Origin of the sequence: Polaromonas sp. (assembly GCF_013817205.1) — a bacterium.
GTDB lineage: Bacteria > Pseudomonadota > Gammaproteobacteria > Burkholderiales > Burkholderiaceae_C > Polaromonas.
Genome location: NZ_JACDDD010000087.1, coordinates 1 through 14958, shown reverse-complemented (window position 1 = coordinate 14958; position 14958 = coordinate 1). Strand labels below are relative to the sequence as shown.

The 14958-nt window shown below is 60.8% G+C and carries 14 protein-coding genes; 10 read left to right on the top strand and 4 right to left on the bottom strand.

Annotated elements, in window-relative coordinates; translation table 11 throughout:
• The 3 genes from H0W47_RS16080 to H0W47_RS16070 all read right to left on the bottom strand — a co-directional run.
• On the bottom strand, positions 1-730 hold a 730-nt coding region (locus H0W47_RS16080; protein WP_296926200.1), incomplete at its 3' end, for a TRAP transporter large permease.
• An 8-nt stretch (positions 731-738) separates the two neighbouring features.
• On the bottom strand, positions 739-1248 hold the full coding sequence (locus H0W47_RS16075; protein ID WP_296926199.1) for a TRAP transporter small permease: 510 nt from the start codon (positions 1246-1248) through the stop codon (positions 739-741).
• Between the two features lie 10 nt (positions 1249-1258).
• Positions 1259-2224 (bottom strand): TRAP transporter substrate-binding protein, encoded by a 966-nt coding sequence (locus tag H0W47_RS16070; RefSeq protein WP_296926198.1) that lies wholly within the window; start codon positions 2222-2224, stop codon positions 1259-1261.
• A 120-nt stretch (positions 2225-2344) separates the two neighbouring features.
• Here H0W47_RS16070 and H0W47_RS16065 point away from each other — a divergent pair, with 120 nt between their 5' ends.
• The 10 genes from H0W47_RS16065 (at position 2345) to H0W47_RS16020 (ending at position 14244) form a co-directional block, all read left to right on the top strand.
• Positions 2345-3256, top strand: coding sequence for a LysR family transcriptional regulator (locus tag H0W47_RS16065; RefSeq protein WP_296926197.1), 912 nt, complete (start codon positions 2345-2347; stop codon positions 3254-3256).
• Positions 3257-3442: 186 nt separating this feature from the next.
• Complete coding sequence (locus tag H0W47_RS16060) at positions 3443-4246, top strand: putative hydro-lyase (protein ID WP_296926201.1); 804 nt, start codon at positions 3443-3445, stop codon at positions 4244-4246.
• A gap of 28 nt (positions 4247-4274) precedes the next feature.
• The gene (locus tag H0W47_RS16055) at positions 4275-5240 is read left to right on the top strand and encodes a TRAP transporter substrate-binding protein (protein ID WP_296926196.1); all 966 of its coding nucleotides are present in this window, start codon (positions 4275-4277) and stop codon (positions 5238-5240) included.
• A gap of 105 nt (positions 5241-5345) precedes the next feature.
• Complete coding sequence (locus H0W47_RS16050; protein ID WP_296926195.1) at positions 5346-5855, top strand: TRAP transporter small permease; 510 nt, start codon at positions 5346-5348, stop codon at positions 5853-5855.
• A gap of 15 nt (positions 5856-5870) precedes the next feature.
• Positions 5871-7163, top strand: coding sequence for a TRAP transporter large permease (locus H0W47_RS16045; RefSeq protein WP_296926194.1), 1293 nt, complete (start codon positions 5871-5873; stop codon positions 7161-7163).
• Positions 7164-7200: 37 nt separating this feature from the next.
• The gene (locus H0W47_RS16040) at positions 7201-8190 is read left to right on the top strand and encodes a TRAP transporter substrate-binding protein (protein ID WP_296926193.1); all 990 of its coding nucleotides are present in this window, start codon (positions 7201-7203) and stop codon (positions 8188-8190) included.
• Positions 8191-8379: 189 nt separating this feature from the next.
• Positions 8380-12021 (top strand): hydantoinase B/oxoprolinase family protein, encoded by a 3642-nt coding sequence (locus H0W47_RS16035; protein WP_296926192.1) that lies wholly within the window; start codon positions 8380-8382, stop codon positions 12019-12021.
• Between the two features lie 146 nt (positions 12022-12167).
• A complete protein-coding gene (locus H0W47_RS16030; RefSeq protein ID WP_296926191.1) occupies positions 12168-12422 on the top strand; it encodes a hypothetical protein in 255 nt (84 codons plus the stop codon).
• A 933-nt stretch (positions 12423-13355) separates the two neighbouring features.
• A complete protein-coding gene (locus tag H0W47_RS16025) occupies positions 13356-13730 on the top strand; it encodes a hypothetical protein (RefSeq protein ID WP_296926190.1) in 375 nt (124 codons plus the stop codon).
• A complete protein-coding gene (locus H0W47_RS16020; protein WP_296926189.1) occupies positions 13711-14244 on the top strand; it encodes a DinB family protein in 534 nt (177 codons plus the stop codon). Before H0W47_RS16025 ends, H0W47_RS16020 begins: the two co-directional genes overlap by 20 nt.
• A gap of 34 nt (positions 14245-14278) precedes the next feature.
• On the opposite strand, the gene H0W47_RS16015 is transcribed toward H0W47_RS16020, so the two are convergent.
• Positions 14279-14958, bottom strand: a 680-nt coding sequence (locus H0W47_RS16015; RefSeq protein WP_296926188.1) for an inorganic phosphate transporter, incomplete at its 5' end; no start/stop codon positions are given.

Here is a 14958-nt window from a genome sequence, read left to right as displayed (position 1 = left end):
TGGCAATGCCGGTGTAGATCGAGCCCAGGACGGACAGGATCAGCAGCACCACAGGTATCAGCGCGCGCGAAGCGGAGAGCTTTTGCAGCAGGGTGGACTTCTCGTCCCGGGGCGGAATCTGGCCAGGGTTGCGCAAGGCCCAGACAATGATGTAACCCGAAAACAGCAACGCCAGCAACAGGCCGGGAAACACGCCCGCAATGAACAGTTTGGCAATCGACACTTCTGCCGCCACGCCATACACAATCATGATGATGGACGGTGGAATCAGCAGCCCCAGGGTGCTGGCACCGGCCAGGGTGCCGACAATCATGTGCTCCGGGTAGCCGCGCCGTTTCAGCTCGGGCAGCGTCATCTTGCCGATGGTGGCGCAGGTGGCCGCGCTCGAGCCCGACACCGCCGCAAAAATCGTGCAGCCCACCACATTGGTGTGCAGCAGCCTGCCCGGCAGGCCTTGCATCCACGGCGCCAGGCCCTTGAACATGTCTTGCGACAGCCGGGTGCGAAACAAAATTTCACCCATCCAGATGAACAGCGGCAGGGCGGTCAGCGTCCAGCTGGAGGCCGAGCCCCAGATGGTGACTGCCATGGCGTCACCGGCCACGCGTGTAGTGAACAGCTGCATGCCGATCCAGGCCACGCCCGACAGCGTCAGGCCAATCCAGACGCCCGTGCCCAAAATAAGAAACAGTGACAGCACCAGCAGTGCCATGATTCCAAGATCGCTCATGGGGGGCCTTATTCGTTGCGCAGGGCTTCGCTGCTGGTGGCGCTGACGCGGCGGCCTCTGATCTCCAGCACCAGCTCATCGACGAAGGCAATGACGAGGATCACCGCGCCGAAAGCCATGGCGAGCTGGGGCATCCACAGCGGTGTGGCATCGCTGCCAGTGGAAATGTCGTTGAAGGCGCGGGACTGCCAGGCCAGCTTGCAGCTGTAAAAGGCAAACAGCAGCGCCAGCAGTGTGGCCAGCGCCAGCGCCCATACCTCCATGGCCTTCTTCCAGCGGCCGGTCAGCGCGTTGATCAGCAGCGTCACCCGGATGTGTTCCCCGCGTTTGAGCGTATGGGCCAGCGCCAGAAAACCACTGGCCGCCATCAGGTAGCCGGCATAGGCGTCGGTGCCCGGCACATGAAAGTGCAGTTGCCGGCTGACGATGGACAGCAGCACCATCACCAGCAGACCCACCATGAAAAGCGCCGCCAGGGCGGCGGCGCTGTCGTAAATGCCGTCAAGCAGCTTGCGCATCGCCTGGTTATTACTTGCGGTAGGCGTCAACCATGGCCTGGCCTTCGGGGCCGGCCTTGTCCAGCCATTCCTTGAGCATGGTGTCGCCGACTTTTTTCATGTCGGCCTTCAGCGCGGGGGAGGGGGGGACGATGCTCACGCCGTTGGCCTTGAGGGTGTCCAGCGATGCGGTGTTGACGCGTTTGGAGGCCGCCCAGCCGCGTACTTCGGCATCGGCTGCGGCTTTGAGAACAGCCTGTTTGGTGGCTGCGTCGAGGGCTTCAAACGCAGCCTTGTTCACAACGACGGCGTTTTTGGGCAGCCAGGCCTGGGTGTCGAAGAAGAATTTCAGGTGTTCATAAGTCTTGCTGTCGACACCGGTGGAGCCGGAAGACATATAAGACTCAACCACTCCGGTTGCCAGAGCCTGGGACAGCTCGGAAGCCTGGATGGTCACAGGTTGCGCGCCCACCAATTCGGCAATACGGGCGGTAGCTGGGCTGTAGGCGCGCCATTTGACGCCCTTGAGGTCAGCAGCCGACGCGATGTTTTTCTTGGCATAAATTCCCTGCGGTGGCCAGGCCACGGCATACAGCAGCGACATGCCTTGCTCGCCCAGCTTTTTCTCCAGCAATGGTTTTTGCGCCTGATACAGCTTCATGGCCGAGTCATAACTGTCGGCCAGGAAGGGCAGGCCATCGGCGCCAAACAGCTGGGCTTCGTTCTGGAAGTTGACCAGCAGGATTTCACCGGCCTGGGCCTGCCCGCCCTGCACTGCACGCTTGATCTCTGGTGCCTTGAAGAGGGATGCATTGGCATGGACAGTAATCTTCAGTTTGCCGCCGCTGGCCTTGTCCACGTCGTTGGCAAACTGCACCAGGTTTTCGCTGTGGAAGTTGGTGGCGGGGTAGGCTGCGGGCAGGTCCCACTTGGTCTGGGCCATGGCAGAGGTGCCGAGGCCGATAACGGCTGCTATGAGGGCGAGTCTGAATTTCATGGAAGCTCCTGGACAATTAGATTGTTGAGGGTAACAAGTATGGATAGGATAGACGCAAACCCCGCGCCAGCCGACCCGGGCATACCCCCAAAAACTGATTGCATTTACCGGCCCCTCTGAATGAACCTTCGCTTTGTAGAAGCCTTTTACTGGGTGGCCACACTCAAAAGCATCTCGCGCGCGGCAGAGAAGCTCTACTTGACGCAGTCCGCCATGTCCAGCCGCATCGCCACGCTGGAAGACGAGTTGGGCGTGTTGCTGCTGGACCGCCACGACAAGCAGTTCAAGCTGACCGCAGCCGGCACGCGCTTTTTGCTCTACGCCGAAAAGCTGCTGGCACTGCAGCGTGAGGTCAAGGCTGAAATGGGCTCCGGTCAAGCCATGGCGGTGTCGATGCGGATAGGCGCAATTGAGTCGGTGCTGCACTCCTGGCTGATACCGTGGCTGGAAAAACTGCGCGCTGACTACCCCGGCCTGGAGCTGGAATTGACTGTGGAAACCACGCCCATCCTGATTGACCAGATGCAGCGCGGTACGCTCGATCTGGTTTTTGCTGTGCTGCCCGCCTCAGCCGAAGGCGTGCGAAACCTTGTGCTTCCAACGATGGAAATGGTGTTTGTGGGGCACCCCGATCTGCACAAAAAGAAGAATTACAGGCTCGACGAACTGGCCAGCATGGAATTATTGACCTTTCAAAAAGGCTCGCAACCGCATGTCATGTTGCTGGATTTGTTCAGAACGCACCGCCTGGAACCCAAAAAAGTGCATGCGATTTCGTCGATTTCAGCCATGGTGCAACTGGTTCAGGGCGGCTTCGGCGTGGCCTTGTTGCCGCGTGCAGCGGTTGAGCGCCTGGCCGGCTTTGCACGCCTGAAACCATTGACTTGCGACGCGAAATTGCAGTCTTTGCCAATCCATGCCAGCTACCGCACGGACCCCAGTTCGAAGACGGTGGAAACGGTTGTGCAGTCGGCAGTTGCCTTTGCCGGCAGCCGAAAAAATGCACCAAAAGGGCGTTCAAAAACGCCGTAAAGGTAAACCCTTATCATCGAAAAAATCGATGACGTAAGCAAAATATTTTGAATTTGCGGTCCACCGCCGCGCCTCCCACAATCCGCTCATCGTCATCACTTTGACACACGACAGAGGGATTTTCCGGTGAGCACATTGTCTCCATCAGCCACAGCATCGGCCACAACAGCCGCCGCGTCAGCGGACATGGTGGCCGTCTTTGGCGCCGACGGCGTCAAAAGCGCAGCGCATGTGCGCAGTGTCATCCGTCAGGGCCGCTGGACCCAGCACACCAGCGGCCTGGCCGATGGCTATGTGCAAGGTAATGTGGTCATACTGCCGGCTGCCGAGGCCGGCGATTTTTTGCAGTATTGCCAGCGCAATCCCAAACCCTGCCCGCTGTTGGCGGTGTCCGAACCGGGCCAGGCCGGGCTGCCCGCCCTGGGTGCGGACATTGACATTTGTACCGACGTGCCTCGTTATCGCGTCTGGCAAGACGGCCAGGTGGTCAGTCAGCCGACCGACATCAGCGACCTCTGGCGCAAGGACCTGGTGACCTTTGTCATCGGCTGCTCTTTCTCCTTTGAGGAAGCGCTGATGCAAGGCGGCCTGCGCATCCGGCACATTGACCAGGGCAGAAACGTGCCCATGTACCGCACCAACATCGCGACTGAAGCAGCCGGCCCATTTCAGGGTCCGATGGTGGTCTCGATGCGGCCTTTCAAAGCCGCTGATGTCCAGCGGGCGGTGGAGATCACCGCGCGTTTTCCCAATGTTCACGGCGCGCCGGTGCACCTGGGCAACCCGGCCGAAATCGGCATTGCCGATCTGACCAAGCCCGACTATGGCGATGCCGTGGATCTGCAGCCCGGCGAGATTCCCGTGTTCTGGGCCTGCGGCGTTACGCCACAGGCCGCCATCACCCAGGCCCGTCCCGCGTTTTGCATCACGCATGCACCGGGCGCCATGTTGATCACCGATTTACTCAACCACCAACTGGCTACCTCATAGAGCCACCTTTTTTTAACTGGAGATCATGATGAAAAAGCTTCTTGTTTCACTGGCTGCTGTGTCCTGCATGGGCGGGGCTTTTGCTCAGACCAAATGGGATTTGCCTACTGGCTATGCTGCCAACAGCTTCCAGACCCAGAACGTGCAACAGTTCGCCAACGAGGTGGACCAACTCACCGGCGGCAAACTCAAGATCACGCTGCATCCCGGTGGCTCGCTGTACAAGGCCAACGAGATCAAGCGCGCGGTGCAGACCGGCCAGGTTCAGGCGGCCGAATTTATCCTCTCCGGTGCGGCCAACGAGAACCCGCTGTTTGGCGTGGACTCGATTCCTTTCCTGGCGACCAGCTACCATGATGCCAAGCACCTGTATGTGGCGGCCAAACCGGCTCAGGACAAACTGCTAGCTTCTCAGGGCATCAAGGTTCTTTTCACTGTGCCATGGCCCGGCCAGTCGCTTTATTCGCTCAAACCCATCACCACGCCAGCCGACTTTGCCGGAACCAAAATGCGTGCCTACAACCCGGCAACCACGCGCATTGCCCAGCTACTCAAGGCGCAGCCCGTGACCATCCAGCTGGCTGAACTGGGCCAGGCGCTGGCAACCGGCGGCGTGCAGAATTTTCTGACCTCCAGCGCCAGCGGTGTGGAGAGTAAGTTGCATGAGCAGGTCAAGTACTTCTACCCCGTCAGTGCCTGGCTGCCGCGCAATGCCACCGTGGTGAGCCAGAAAGCCTTTGACGCGTTGGACAAACCCACGCAGGCCGCGGTGCTGAAAGCTGCAGCCGCGGCGGAAGAACGCGGCTGGGCAACCAGCGAGAAGCTCGACGGTGAATACCAGAAAGAGCTGGCAGCCAAGGGCATGACCATCAGCGCGCCGTCGGACAGCATCAAGAAGGAGCTGACCGCCATTGGCGAGACCATGACGGCTGAGTGGCTCAAGACCGCTGGCGCCGATGGGCAGGCCGTGATCGACGCTTACCGCAAGAAGTAAGGCGGCAGTCGCCGCAGCCGCCTGGTGCGGCTGGCGGGTTCGTCGCCTGCAGGCGGCCCGCCACCCTGTTTTTTTCCTCCCTTTTTATTCGTGCTGGAGCCTGCCATGGACAAACTGGTTCGTAATTTCTACAAACTTCTGATGGCGCTGTCCTGCCTGGCCATGCTGGCGGCCTTTGGAACCGTCATGTTGGGGGTGCTGGCCCGCGAGGCGAGCTGGGACATTCCCGGTCTCGACGCCTACGCCGGGTATGCGATTGCTGCGGCCCTGTTCCTCGCGCTTCCCGGGACGCTTCAACATGGCGACCACATCCGTGTGACTCTGCTGCTGAACCGCGCCTCCCCCAAGGTGCGGGGCATTCTTGAATGGTGGTCGCTGGGCGCGGGTCTGGTCTTGACGTCTTATGTCGCCTGGTACGCCGTCCGGCTGGTCTGGGTGTCGCACAGCACGCACGACATCTCGCCCGCTGCAGACGCGTCACCCTTGTGGATTCCGCAGTTGGCGATGGCGCTGGGCTGTATTGGGTTTGCGTTGTCTTTTGCCCACGCCCTTGCCCTGCGCTGGCGTGGTGACAGCTTCATTGCTGTCTCCAGTGACGCCGCCCACATTGAATAAAACCAGGAACAAAAAATGGACATCGTCATTGCCGTCGGTCTGATCGTGCTGCTGTTTGCAGCGCTGGGGTCGGGTTTGTGGATAGGGCTGTCGCTGCTTGCTGTGGCGTTGCTGGGCATGGAGTTGCTGACGGCCCGGCCTGCGGGCGACAGCATGGCCCTGACCATCTGGGGCTCGACATCGAGCTGGACGCTAACGGCCTTGCCGCTCTTTCTCTGGATGGGCGAAATCCTCTTTCGCAGCAAACTCTCCGACAGCATGTTCAAGGGGCTGGCGCCCTGGCTCGACCGCCTGCCCGGGCGGCTGCTGCACGTCAACGTAGTCGGCTGCACCATTTTTGCCGCGATCTCGGGCTCGTCCGCCGCCACCTGCGCCACCATTGGCAAGATGACGCTGCCCGAGCTGAAAAAACGCGGCTACCCCGATGACATTTCCGTCGGCACCCTGGCGGGCGCTGGCACGCTCGGCCTCTTGATCCCGCCGTCCATCATCATGATCGTGTACGGCGTGGCGGCCAATGTGTCGATTGCCAAACTCTTTCTGGCCGGCGTGATTCCCGGCCTGATGCTGGCGGTGCTTTTCATGGGCTACATCATGGTGTGGGCCTTGTTCAACAAGGACAAGGTGCCGGCGGCTGACGTGGCCATGAGTTTCGGTCAAAAGATTTACGCGTCGCGGCACCTGATTCCGGTGGTGTCGTTGATTGTGGTGGTACTGGGCGGCATTTACAGCGGTATAGCCACCGCGACAGAGGCCGCAGCAGTGGGTGTGGCTGGCTCACTCGTGCTGGCTGCCATTGAAGGCTCGCTGAACTGGAACAAGTTCAAGGAAGGGCTGGTCTCCGCCTGCCGTATCTATTGCATGATAGGTCTGATATTGGCCGGTGCGGCTTTCCTGACCCTGTCCATGGGTTTCATCGGCCTGCCACGTCACCTGGCCGAAGCCATAGGCGCGCTGCAGTTGTCGCCTTTCATGCTGATGCTGGGGCTGATTGGCTTCTTCATTATTCTGGGCTGCTTTCTCGACGGTATCTCGGTGGTTGTACTGACCATCGCGGTGCTGTTGCCCACCGTGGAGGCTGCTGGCTTCGATCTGATCTGGTTCGGCATTTTCATCGTGCTGGTGGTCGAGATGGCACAGATCACGCCACCCGTCGGCTTCAATCTCTTCGTCATTCAGGGCCTGACAAAGCGCGAGGTGACCTGGATCGCGCGCACCGCACTGCCGCTGTTTTTCCTGATGTTTGTTGCGGTGCTGATCACCTACTTTTTCCCCGACGTGGTGCTGTGGCTGCCACGCAATATGTAGTTCAACTGCAAGTAGCCACTTCTTTTCAGGAGTTCCCATGAAAAAGCTTTTGATCTCCGCCTTGTGCGCAGTTGCGCTGGGTCACGCCTCCTCCGTGATGGCTCAGACCAACTGGAAACTCGCCACCGGGTATCGCGCGGAGTCCTTCCATACCGAGAACATCGTGCGCTTTGCGCAGGATGTCGAAAAGGCAACGGCTGGGCAGCTGCGCATCGAAGTGCACCCGGGGGGCACGTTGGTGAAGCTCAACGACATCCGTCAGGCCGTGCAGGACGGCAAGGCGGAGGCCGGCGAGACCATCATGTCCAGCCTCGCCAAGGACATCCCGATTGCAGGTGCAGATTCGGTTCCGTTTGTGGCGACCAGTTATGCGGACGCCCAGCGCCTGTGGGAGCTGCAGCGGCCACTCATCGAGAAGCACTTTACCCAGCGCGGGCTGAAGCTGCTGTACTCGGTGCCGTGGCCACCGCAAGGGCTTTTTTCCAACAAGCCGATCCGCAATGCTGCGGACTTCAAAGGCACCAAGATGCGTACCTACAACCCCACCACCCAGCGCATTGCCGAGCTGATGGAAGCGGTGCCGGTGGATGTGGCCATGGTGGACGTGAACAAGGCGCTGTCCGAAGGCCGCATGGACAACATGATCACCTCGGCCGTCACCGGTGTGGAAAACAAGGTCTGGGGTCCGATCAAGCATTACTACGAAATCAATGCCTGGTTTCCAAAGAACGTGGTGTTCGTCAGCAGCAAGTCGTTCACCACCCTCACGCCGGACCAGCAAAAGGCCGTCATGCAAGCAGCGTCCTCGGCAGAGACGCGAGGGTGGGCCAAGAGCCAGGCTGTGATGCTTGACTCGACCAACGAACTGCGCGTGCAGGGTATCAAAGTGGAGCGCGCATCCAGCGAACTGAACGCCGATATCAAGCGCTTAGGCGAGAAGTTCTCCAAGGAATGGATACGGTCTGTCGGTCCCGACGCCAACAGCATCTTCATTCCTTACTACACCTACGCTTACGGCAAGAAGTAAGAACGCAAGACGAGAACGGCTTGGCGCGAGAGCGTTCGCACCAAAGGTGGTGCGAGTCTCTTGCGCAGAGTGAGAACCGCTACCATTGCCCCATTGACCCGGCTTCAGGCAGACAACCGACACTCACCAGTCGAACAGCCGGGGAAGCCTTGCTGTCCCCGTACATGTTTAACACGAAATATTTGAATCATGCTCAATAACGACCAGGCCACACAAGGCAAAACCCAGGACAAGTGGCAATTCTGGATAGACCGTGGCGGCACCTTCACCGACATCGTGGCCAAAAGGCCAGACGGTTCGCTCGTCACGCACAAGCTGCTGTCCGAAAATCCGGAGCAGTACCGTGATGCAGCAGTCGCGGGCATCCGGCATCTGCTGGGTCTGAAGGCCGGCGAGTCAGTCAGCGCCGAGCTGGTGGACTGCGTGAAGATGGGCACCACGGTGGCCACCAATGCCCTGCTTGAGCGCAAAGGCGAGCCGACGCTGCTGGTGACAACGCGCGGCTTTCGCGATGCGCTGCGCATCGCCTACCAGAACCGGCCGCGTCTGTTTGACCGCCACATCGTGTTGCCCGAACTGCTGTACAGCGCAGTGGTGGAAGCGCAGGAACGCGTCGGTGCCCAGGGTGAGGTGCTGCAGGCGCTGAATAAAGCGCTATTAAAACAGGAGCTACTCGCGCAGTACCAGCAAGGGCTGCGCAGTGTTTCCATTGTTTTCATGCACGGCTACCGCTACACCGACCATGAAAAAGCGGCTAAGCGGATTGCGCAGGAAGTCGGCTTCACACAGATCAGCACATCGCATGAAACCAGCCCGATGATGAAGTTCGTCAGCCGCGGTGACACCACCGTGGTCGACGCCTACCTGTCGCCCATTCTGCGCCGTTATGTCGAGCAGGTGGCCGGCGAGATGCCGGGCGTGAAGCTGTTTTTCATGCAGTCTTCGGGTGGCCTGACCGACGCCCATGTGTTTCAGGGCAAGGACGCCATCCTGAGTGGCCCGGCTGGCGGCATTGTGGGCATGGCGCGCACGGCCGCGATTGCCGGCATTGACAAAGTGATTGGTTTTGACATGGGAGGCACTTCCACCGATGTGTCGCATTACGCTGGCGAATTCGAGCGCGAGTTCGAGACGCAGGTGGCCGGCGTGCGCATGCGTGCGCCCATGATGAGCATTCACACGGTGGCGGCCGGTGGCGGCTCGCTGCTCAAGTTTGACGGCGAGCGATTTCGCGTCGGCCCGCAAAGCGCCGGCGCCAACCCCGGCCCGGCCAGCTACCGCCGCGGCGGCCCGCTGGCAGTGACCGATGCCAACGTGATGGTCGGCAAGGTGCAGCCGCGCTATTTTCCCAGGGTCTTCGGCCCCAAAGCCGACGAGGGGCTGAGTTACGAGGTGGTGCAGCAGAAGTTCAACGAACTGGCCGGCGAGACCGGGCGCAGCGCCGAAGTGGTGGCCGAAGGTTTCATCAACATCGCCGTGCAGCAGATGGCCAATGCCATCAAGAAGATATCGGTGGCACGCGGTTACGACGTGACGCGTTACACCCTGCAGTGTTTTGGCGGGGCCGGCGGTCAGCACGCCTGCCTGGTGGCTGATGCGCTGGGCATGACCAAGGTGTTTGTGCACCCGCTGGCAGGGGTGCTGTCGGCTTACGGCATGGGCCTGGCCGACCAGAACGTGATCCGCGAGCAGGCGGTTGAACTCAAGCTGTCGGAAACGGCCCTGCCCGAGATCGCCGGCAAGCTCGATGGCCTGGCCGACGCGGCCGAGGCCGAACTGCAGCGCCAGCAGGTCAGCCAGGGCGCCATCACCATGCACCGCCGCGTGCATGTGCGTTACGAAGGCAGCGACGCGGCGCTGATCGTGCCGTTTGGCAGCCTGGCCAAAATTGAAGCGGGTTTTGAAGCCGCCTACCGCCAGCGCTTTTCCTTCCTGATGCAGGGCAAGGGACTGGTGGTCGAGGCTGTCTCGGTCGAAGCGGTGGTGGCGGGCGATGCGCCGGCCGAACCGCGCCACGCGACGCACGAGCCGCGCGAGGTACCGCGCCGCGAAACCGTCCGCATGTATTCGGGCGGCCAGTGGCACGATGCTGCGCTGGTGGTGCGTGAAGACCTGCAGCCCGGCGACATCATCAGCGGCCCGGCCATCATTGCCGAGAAGAACGCCACCACCGTGGTCGAGCCCGGCTGGGAGGCCGCGCTGACCGCGCTGGACCACCTGGTGCTGGACCGCCGGGCAGAACGTGCCATCAAGTTCGCTGCCGGCACCACAGTCGATCCGGTGTTGCTGGAAGTGTTTAACAACCTGTTCATGAACATTGCCGAGCAGATGGGTCTGCAGCTGCAGAACACGGCTTACTCGGTCAACATCAAGGAGCGGCTGGACTTTAGCTGCGCGCTGTTTGACACCGCCGGCAACCTGATTGCCAATGCACCGCACATGCCGGTGCACCTGGGCTCCATGGGCGAAAGCATCAAGACGGTGATTCGTGAAAACACCGGCAAGATGCAGCCCGGCGACGTCTATGCGTTGAACGATCCGTATCACGGCGGTACCCATTTGCCCGACATCACGGTGATCACACCGGTGTACCTGGGCGCTGCCGAGACCCCAACTTTTTACGTTGGCTCGCGCGGTCACCATGCCGATGTGGGCGGTACCACACCGGGTTCGATGCCACCGTTTTCGACGCGTATTGAAGAAGAGGGCGTGCAGATCAACAACGTGTTGCTGGTCGAGCGCGGCGTTTTGCGGGAGGCTGAAATGGTCACGCTGCTCAAGAGTGGTGAATACCCTTCGCGCAACCCTCAGCAAAACATGGCCGACCTGAAAGCGCAAATCGCCGCCAATGAAAAAGGCGTGCAAGAGCTACGCAAAATGGTCGAGCAGTTCAGCTTGCCCACCGTGCTGGCCTACATGAACCACGTGCAGGACAACGCCGAAGAGTCGGTGCGCCGGGTCATCACCCGCCTGAAAGACGGGCAGTTCACTTTGCCGCTGGACAACGGCGCGCAGATCAGCGTGGCGATTCGGGTGGATACGAAGAACCGCAGTGCCGAGATCGACTTCACTGGCACTTCCCCCCAGCAGACCAACAACTTCAACGCGCCAACGGCTGTGTGTATGGCGGCGGTGTTGTATGTCTTCCGCACGCTGGTGGACGACGACATTCCGCTCAATGCGGGTTGTCTCAAGCCGCTGAAGGTCATCATCCCGCCCGGCTCGATGCTGAACCCGAATCCGCCCGCCTCGGTGGTGGCAGGCAATGTGGAGACTTCAACCTGCATCACCAATGCACTGTTTGGCGCGCTCGGTGTCATGGCGGCCAGCCAGTGCACCATGAACAACTTCACCTTTGGCAATGCCAGCCATCAGTATTACGAAACCATTTCAGGCGGCTCCGGTGCGGGCGGGGTGATGGATGCGTCGGGCAAGGTGGTGTCGGGCTTTGACGGCACATCGGTTGTGCAGACCCACATGACCAACTCACGCCTGACCGACCCTGAAGTGCTGGAGTTCCGCTTTCCGGTTCGGCTGGAGAGTTATGAAATTCGCCAGGGCTCGGGCGGCCTCGGCAAGTGGACGGGAGGCAATGGCGGTGTGCGGCGTGTGCGTTTTTTAGAGACCATGACCGCAAGCATTTTGTCGAACGGCCGCATACACGGCGCGTTTGGCATGGCCGGTGGTCAGCCGGGGCAGGTGGGGCGCAACGTGGTGGTACGCGGTGATGGCCGTATTGAAGCCTTGGACCACATCGGGCAGGCCGAGATGCAGCCGGGCGATGTATTTGAAATCCACACGCCGGGCGGCGGTGGATTTGGCGTGGCGTGAGCGGGTAATCAGCAGGGCGCACAGCCATGGAAAGAAGCTCATGGATTCAGCGCTGGTTTCGAACCGCGGGTGGTTCTGTGGCACACCCGGCGCCCGCCTGCGCGACGATATTCACCGAGTCAGACCTAAGGGCGATTCGCGCTGCCATGACACTTGCCATGGGCCCGTGCACCGAGCGCCATCGCCTCCGGGCTGCGGTCCGGATTGAGCTGGCGGCCTCGGCGCTTGAACTGTGGCTGCTGCGCGCCGATATCTTTCAGTATCTGGCGCAGGACCTAGGCCAGCAGATGGCTGCGCAAGAGATCACAAGATTTACTCCGTTGTTCAAGGGTCTGGTGCCGGGCGTTGGACATGCTCCTGAAAGTGCTGACAATCGGGCGCATGAGCGACACCTGCATTGACCATTACCGGTTTTGGCTCCGTCCATCGCAGTCTGAATTGGCCACTCCGGTGGGTCTCCTGACGATGTTTGCCCACCTTGCACCCTCACAGAAGTGCCGCCGCCGTCAACGTCTTTCGAGCCAGGAAGATGTTGGCCGGCGCCCAGGCGCAGAAAAGTGTGTTCTAAAAACTGAGGCTTGAGTAAGTGCCATTCGGCACAAGGCATGCATTCAGGTTATGGCTGCGGGTCAATCTGGCATTGTTCAGACGGTGCGCCTTTGCGTAGAGTCACTCCCATTTATTGGCTGAGAGACTTTTATGCATGTGTGTCTCATAGGGGTCGGCATCGTGGGACTGGCCACCGCCAAGAGTTTGCGCCGCTCGGGCCAAGAGTTCGCGCCAGTTCGCCAAGCTGGTGCTTTCGATCTCGCCGCCGCTCATGCTGCGCCCTTGCCTGGACCGAAGGTTTCACTTAAGCATCACTTTTTTCGATGCTTCAGCCATAAAAAATTGCAGGCAAACGACAGCCGTTTGACAGATTGCTTTTGCATGATCGGGTGGTTGTTAGGCAGAAAAGTACGCTTCCAAAAACGGGACCTATTCGGCAGAGTCTTGGTATAGGTCTATGCGTTTATGTGCCCGCACTGAGTGGCTTTCAGTCGTACGCAGTGGTTCGTAGCGTGCTAGCGGTCAGGTACCGTCCTTGGAATGAAGACGGCTTTTGTCAATTACTTGGAGTTCCAATATGAACAAGTCGCACACATCAGTCTGGGACGAATCATTGGGCGCGTTGCTGCCCACCGGCCTCCAGCCCATGCCAGGCCGGGCTCTTGGTGGCCCTGCGGGCATATTGACCGGGCGGAGATGCAGCCAGGCGATGTGTTTGAGATCCACACGCCCGGTGGCGGTGGCTATGGTGTGGCCTGGACTGGTAACCTGCAGAGTGCATGGCCATGCATAGAAGCTCATTGATGCAGCGCTGGTTTGGAACCGCAGGCGCCGCTGTGACAGACCTGGCGCCTGCCAGCACGACGCCAGTCACCGAGCCTGACCTAAGGGCGATTCGCGCTGCCATGACACTTGCCATGGGCCCGTGCACCGAGCGCCATCGCCTCCGGGCTGCGGTGCGGATTGAGCTGGCGGCCTCGGCGGTTGAACTGTGGCTGCTACGCGCCGATATCTTTCAGTATCTGGCGCAAGACCTGGGCCAGAAGGTTGCCGCGCAAGAGATCGCACGACTCGATCCCTTGTTCAAGGGTCTGGTGCCGGGCGTTGCAACTGCTGATGAAAGTGCTGACAATCGGGCGCATGAGCGACACATCCATTGACAACTACCGCTTTCTGGCCCGCTACAACCGCTGGATGAACCAGCGCCTGTGCCAGGCCAGCGAGTCACTGAGCGATGCGGAGCGCAAGCAGGAACGTGGTGCGTTTTTTGGTTCAATTCACCACACGCTGACGCACCTGGTGCTGGCCGACAGAATGTGGCTGCATCGTTTTGCCAGTCAGCAGACGGTATTTGCCGCGCTATCGCCCGCGTTGCTGGCCTTGCCCGAAGGTTCGGACTACAGCAGCGACTTGCACCCGGACTGGCTTGATCTGCGGCAGACGCGCGACGCGCTCGACGAGGTGATTGAGCAGTGGCTGGCCGGGATGGCGCCGGACTTTCTGACCAGCACCCTGCGCTACACCAATACCAAAGGCGTGCAACGCGCCCATCCCGCCTGGCAGGCCATGACGCATTTTTTCAACCATCAGACGCACCACCGGGGCCAGGTCACAACGCTGCTGATGCAGGCGGGTGTGGACATCGGTGTGACGGACTTGATCGCGCTGGTGTGAGGCGCCAGCCCTGGCTGTCCTTTCCGGCTGGGTCTCAAAGTAGCCGGTACACCAGCCAGGCCAGACCTGCCGCAATCGGCAGGGTCGCGACCCAAGACAGCAGTATGGTGCGCAAGGCCCGCACATCTAGGGTGTTGGCACCGGTGCCCACGCCGGCAATCGCACCCACCGACACATGGGTGGTAGAGACCGGCAGGCCGAACTGGCTGGCGCCCAGCACCAGCGTGGCGGTGATGAGGTTGGCGGACAGGCCTTGCGTGGGGTCCATGCGAGTCACGCGCCGGCTCATGGTTTCAGCGACGCGCCGTGACAGCAGCAGGCCACCCAGCGCCATCGCCACCGCGATCATGGCGAGCGAGGTCTGCGCGTTGATCATGTGGGCGGCTACCAGCAAGGCCGCCAGCTTGGGTGTGTCGTTCACAGCGCGCGCAAAACAGATCAGGCTGGCGGAAAAAATATGCAGACGGTCCAGCAGGCGTGGAATCGACACGCGGATGCTTCGCGCGTCCTGCCGTTCGCAGTCCGCCGCTGCGGCCAGCACCAACCGGGGCACGGCCACGCTCGGCAGCGCGACGCCGGATGCCGCCACCGCAGGCCCGTTGGGCACAACGCAGGCGCAGTCCGTTGTTGCGGAGCGCAAACGCAACACGCGGTAACTCAGCAGCCCCAGACCCGCGGCCAGCAGCGGGCTCAACAACAGGGGCAGTACAAAGG

Coding starts and splice junctions, on each gene's coding strand:
- H0W47_RS16040 (WP_296926193.1), top strand. CDS start 7,201: ATGAAAAAGCTTTTGATCTCCGCCTTGTGCGCAGTTGCGCTGGGTCAC.
- H0W47_RS16025 (WP_296926190.1), top strand. CDS start 13,356: ATGCATAGAAGCTCATTGATGCAGCGCTGGTTTGGAACCGCAGGCGCC.
- H0W47_RS16020 (WP_296926189.1), top strand. CDS start 13,711: ATGAGCGACACATCCATTGACAACTACCGCTTTCTGGCCCGCTACAAC.
- H0W47_RS16060 (WP_296926201.1), top strand. CDS start 3,443: ATGGTGGCCGTCTTTGGCGCCGACGGCGTCAAAAGCGCAGCGCATGTG.
- H0W47_RS16065 (WP_296926197.1), top strand. CDS start 2,345: ATGAACCTTCGCTTTGTAGAAGCCTTTTACTGGGTGGCCACACTCAAA.
- H0W47_RS16075 (WP_296926199.1), bottom strand. CDS start 1,248: ATGCGCAAGCTGCTTGACGGCATTTACGACAGCGCCGCCGCCCTGGCG.
- H0W47_RS16055 (WP_296926196.1), top strand. CDS start 4,275: ATGAAAAAGCTTCTTGTTTCACTGGCTGCTGTGTCCTGCATGGGCGGG.
- H0W47_RS16035 (WP_296926192.1), top strand. CDS start 8,380: ATGCTCAATAACGACCAGGCCACACAAGGCAAAACCCAGGACAAGTGG.
- H0W47_RS16045 (WP_296926194.1), top strand. CDS start 5,871: ATGGACATCGTCATTGCCGTCGGTCTGATCGTGCTGCTGTTTGCAGCG.
- H0W47_RS16030 (WP_296926191.1), top strand. CDS start 12,168: ATGACACTTGCCATGGGCCCGTGCACCGAGCGCCATCGCCTCCGGGCT.
- H0W47_RS16050 (WP_296926195.1), top strand. CDS start 5,346: ATGGACAAACTGGTTCGTAATTTCTACAAACTTCTGATGGCGCTGTCC.
- H0W47_RS16070 (WP_296926198.1), bottom strand. CDS start 2,224: ATGAAATTCAGACTCGCCCTCATAGCAGCCGTTATCGGCCTCGGCACC.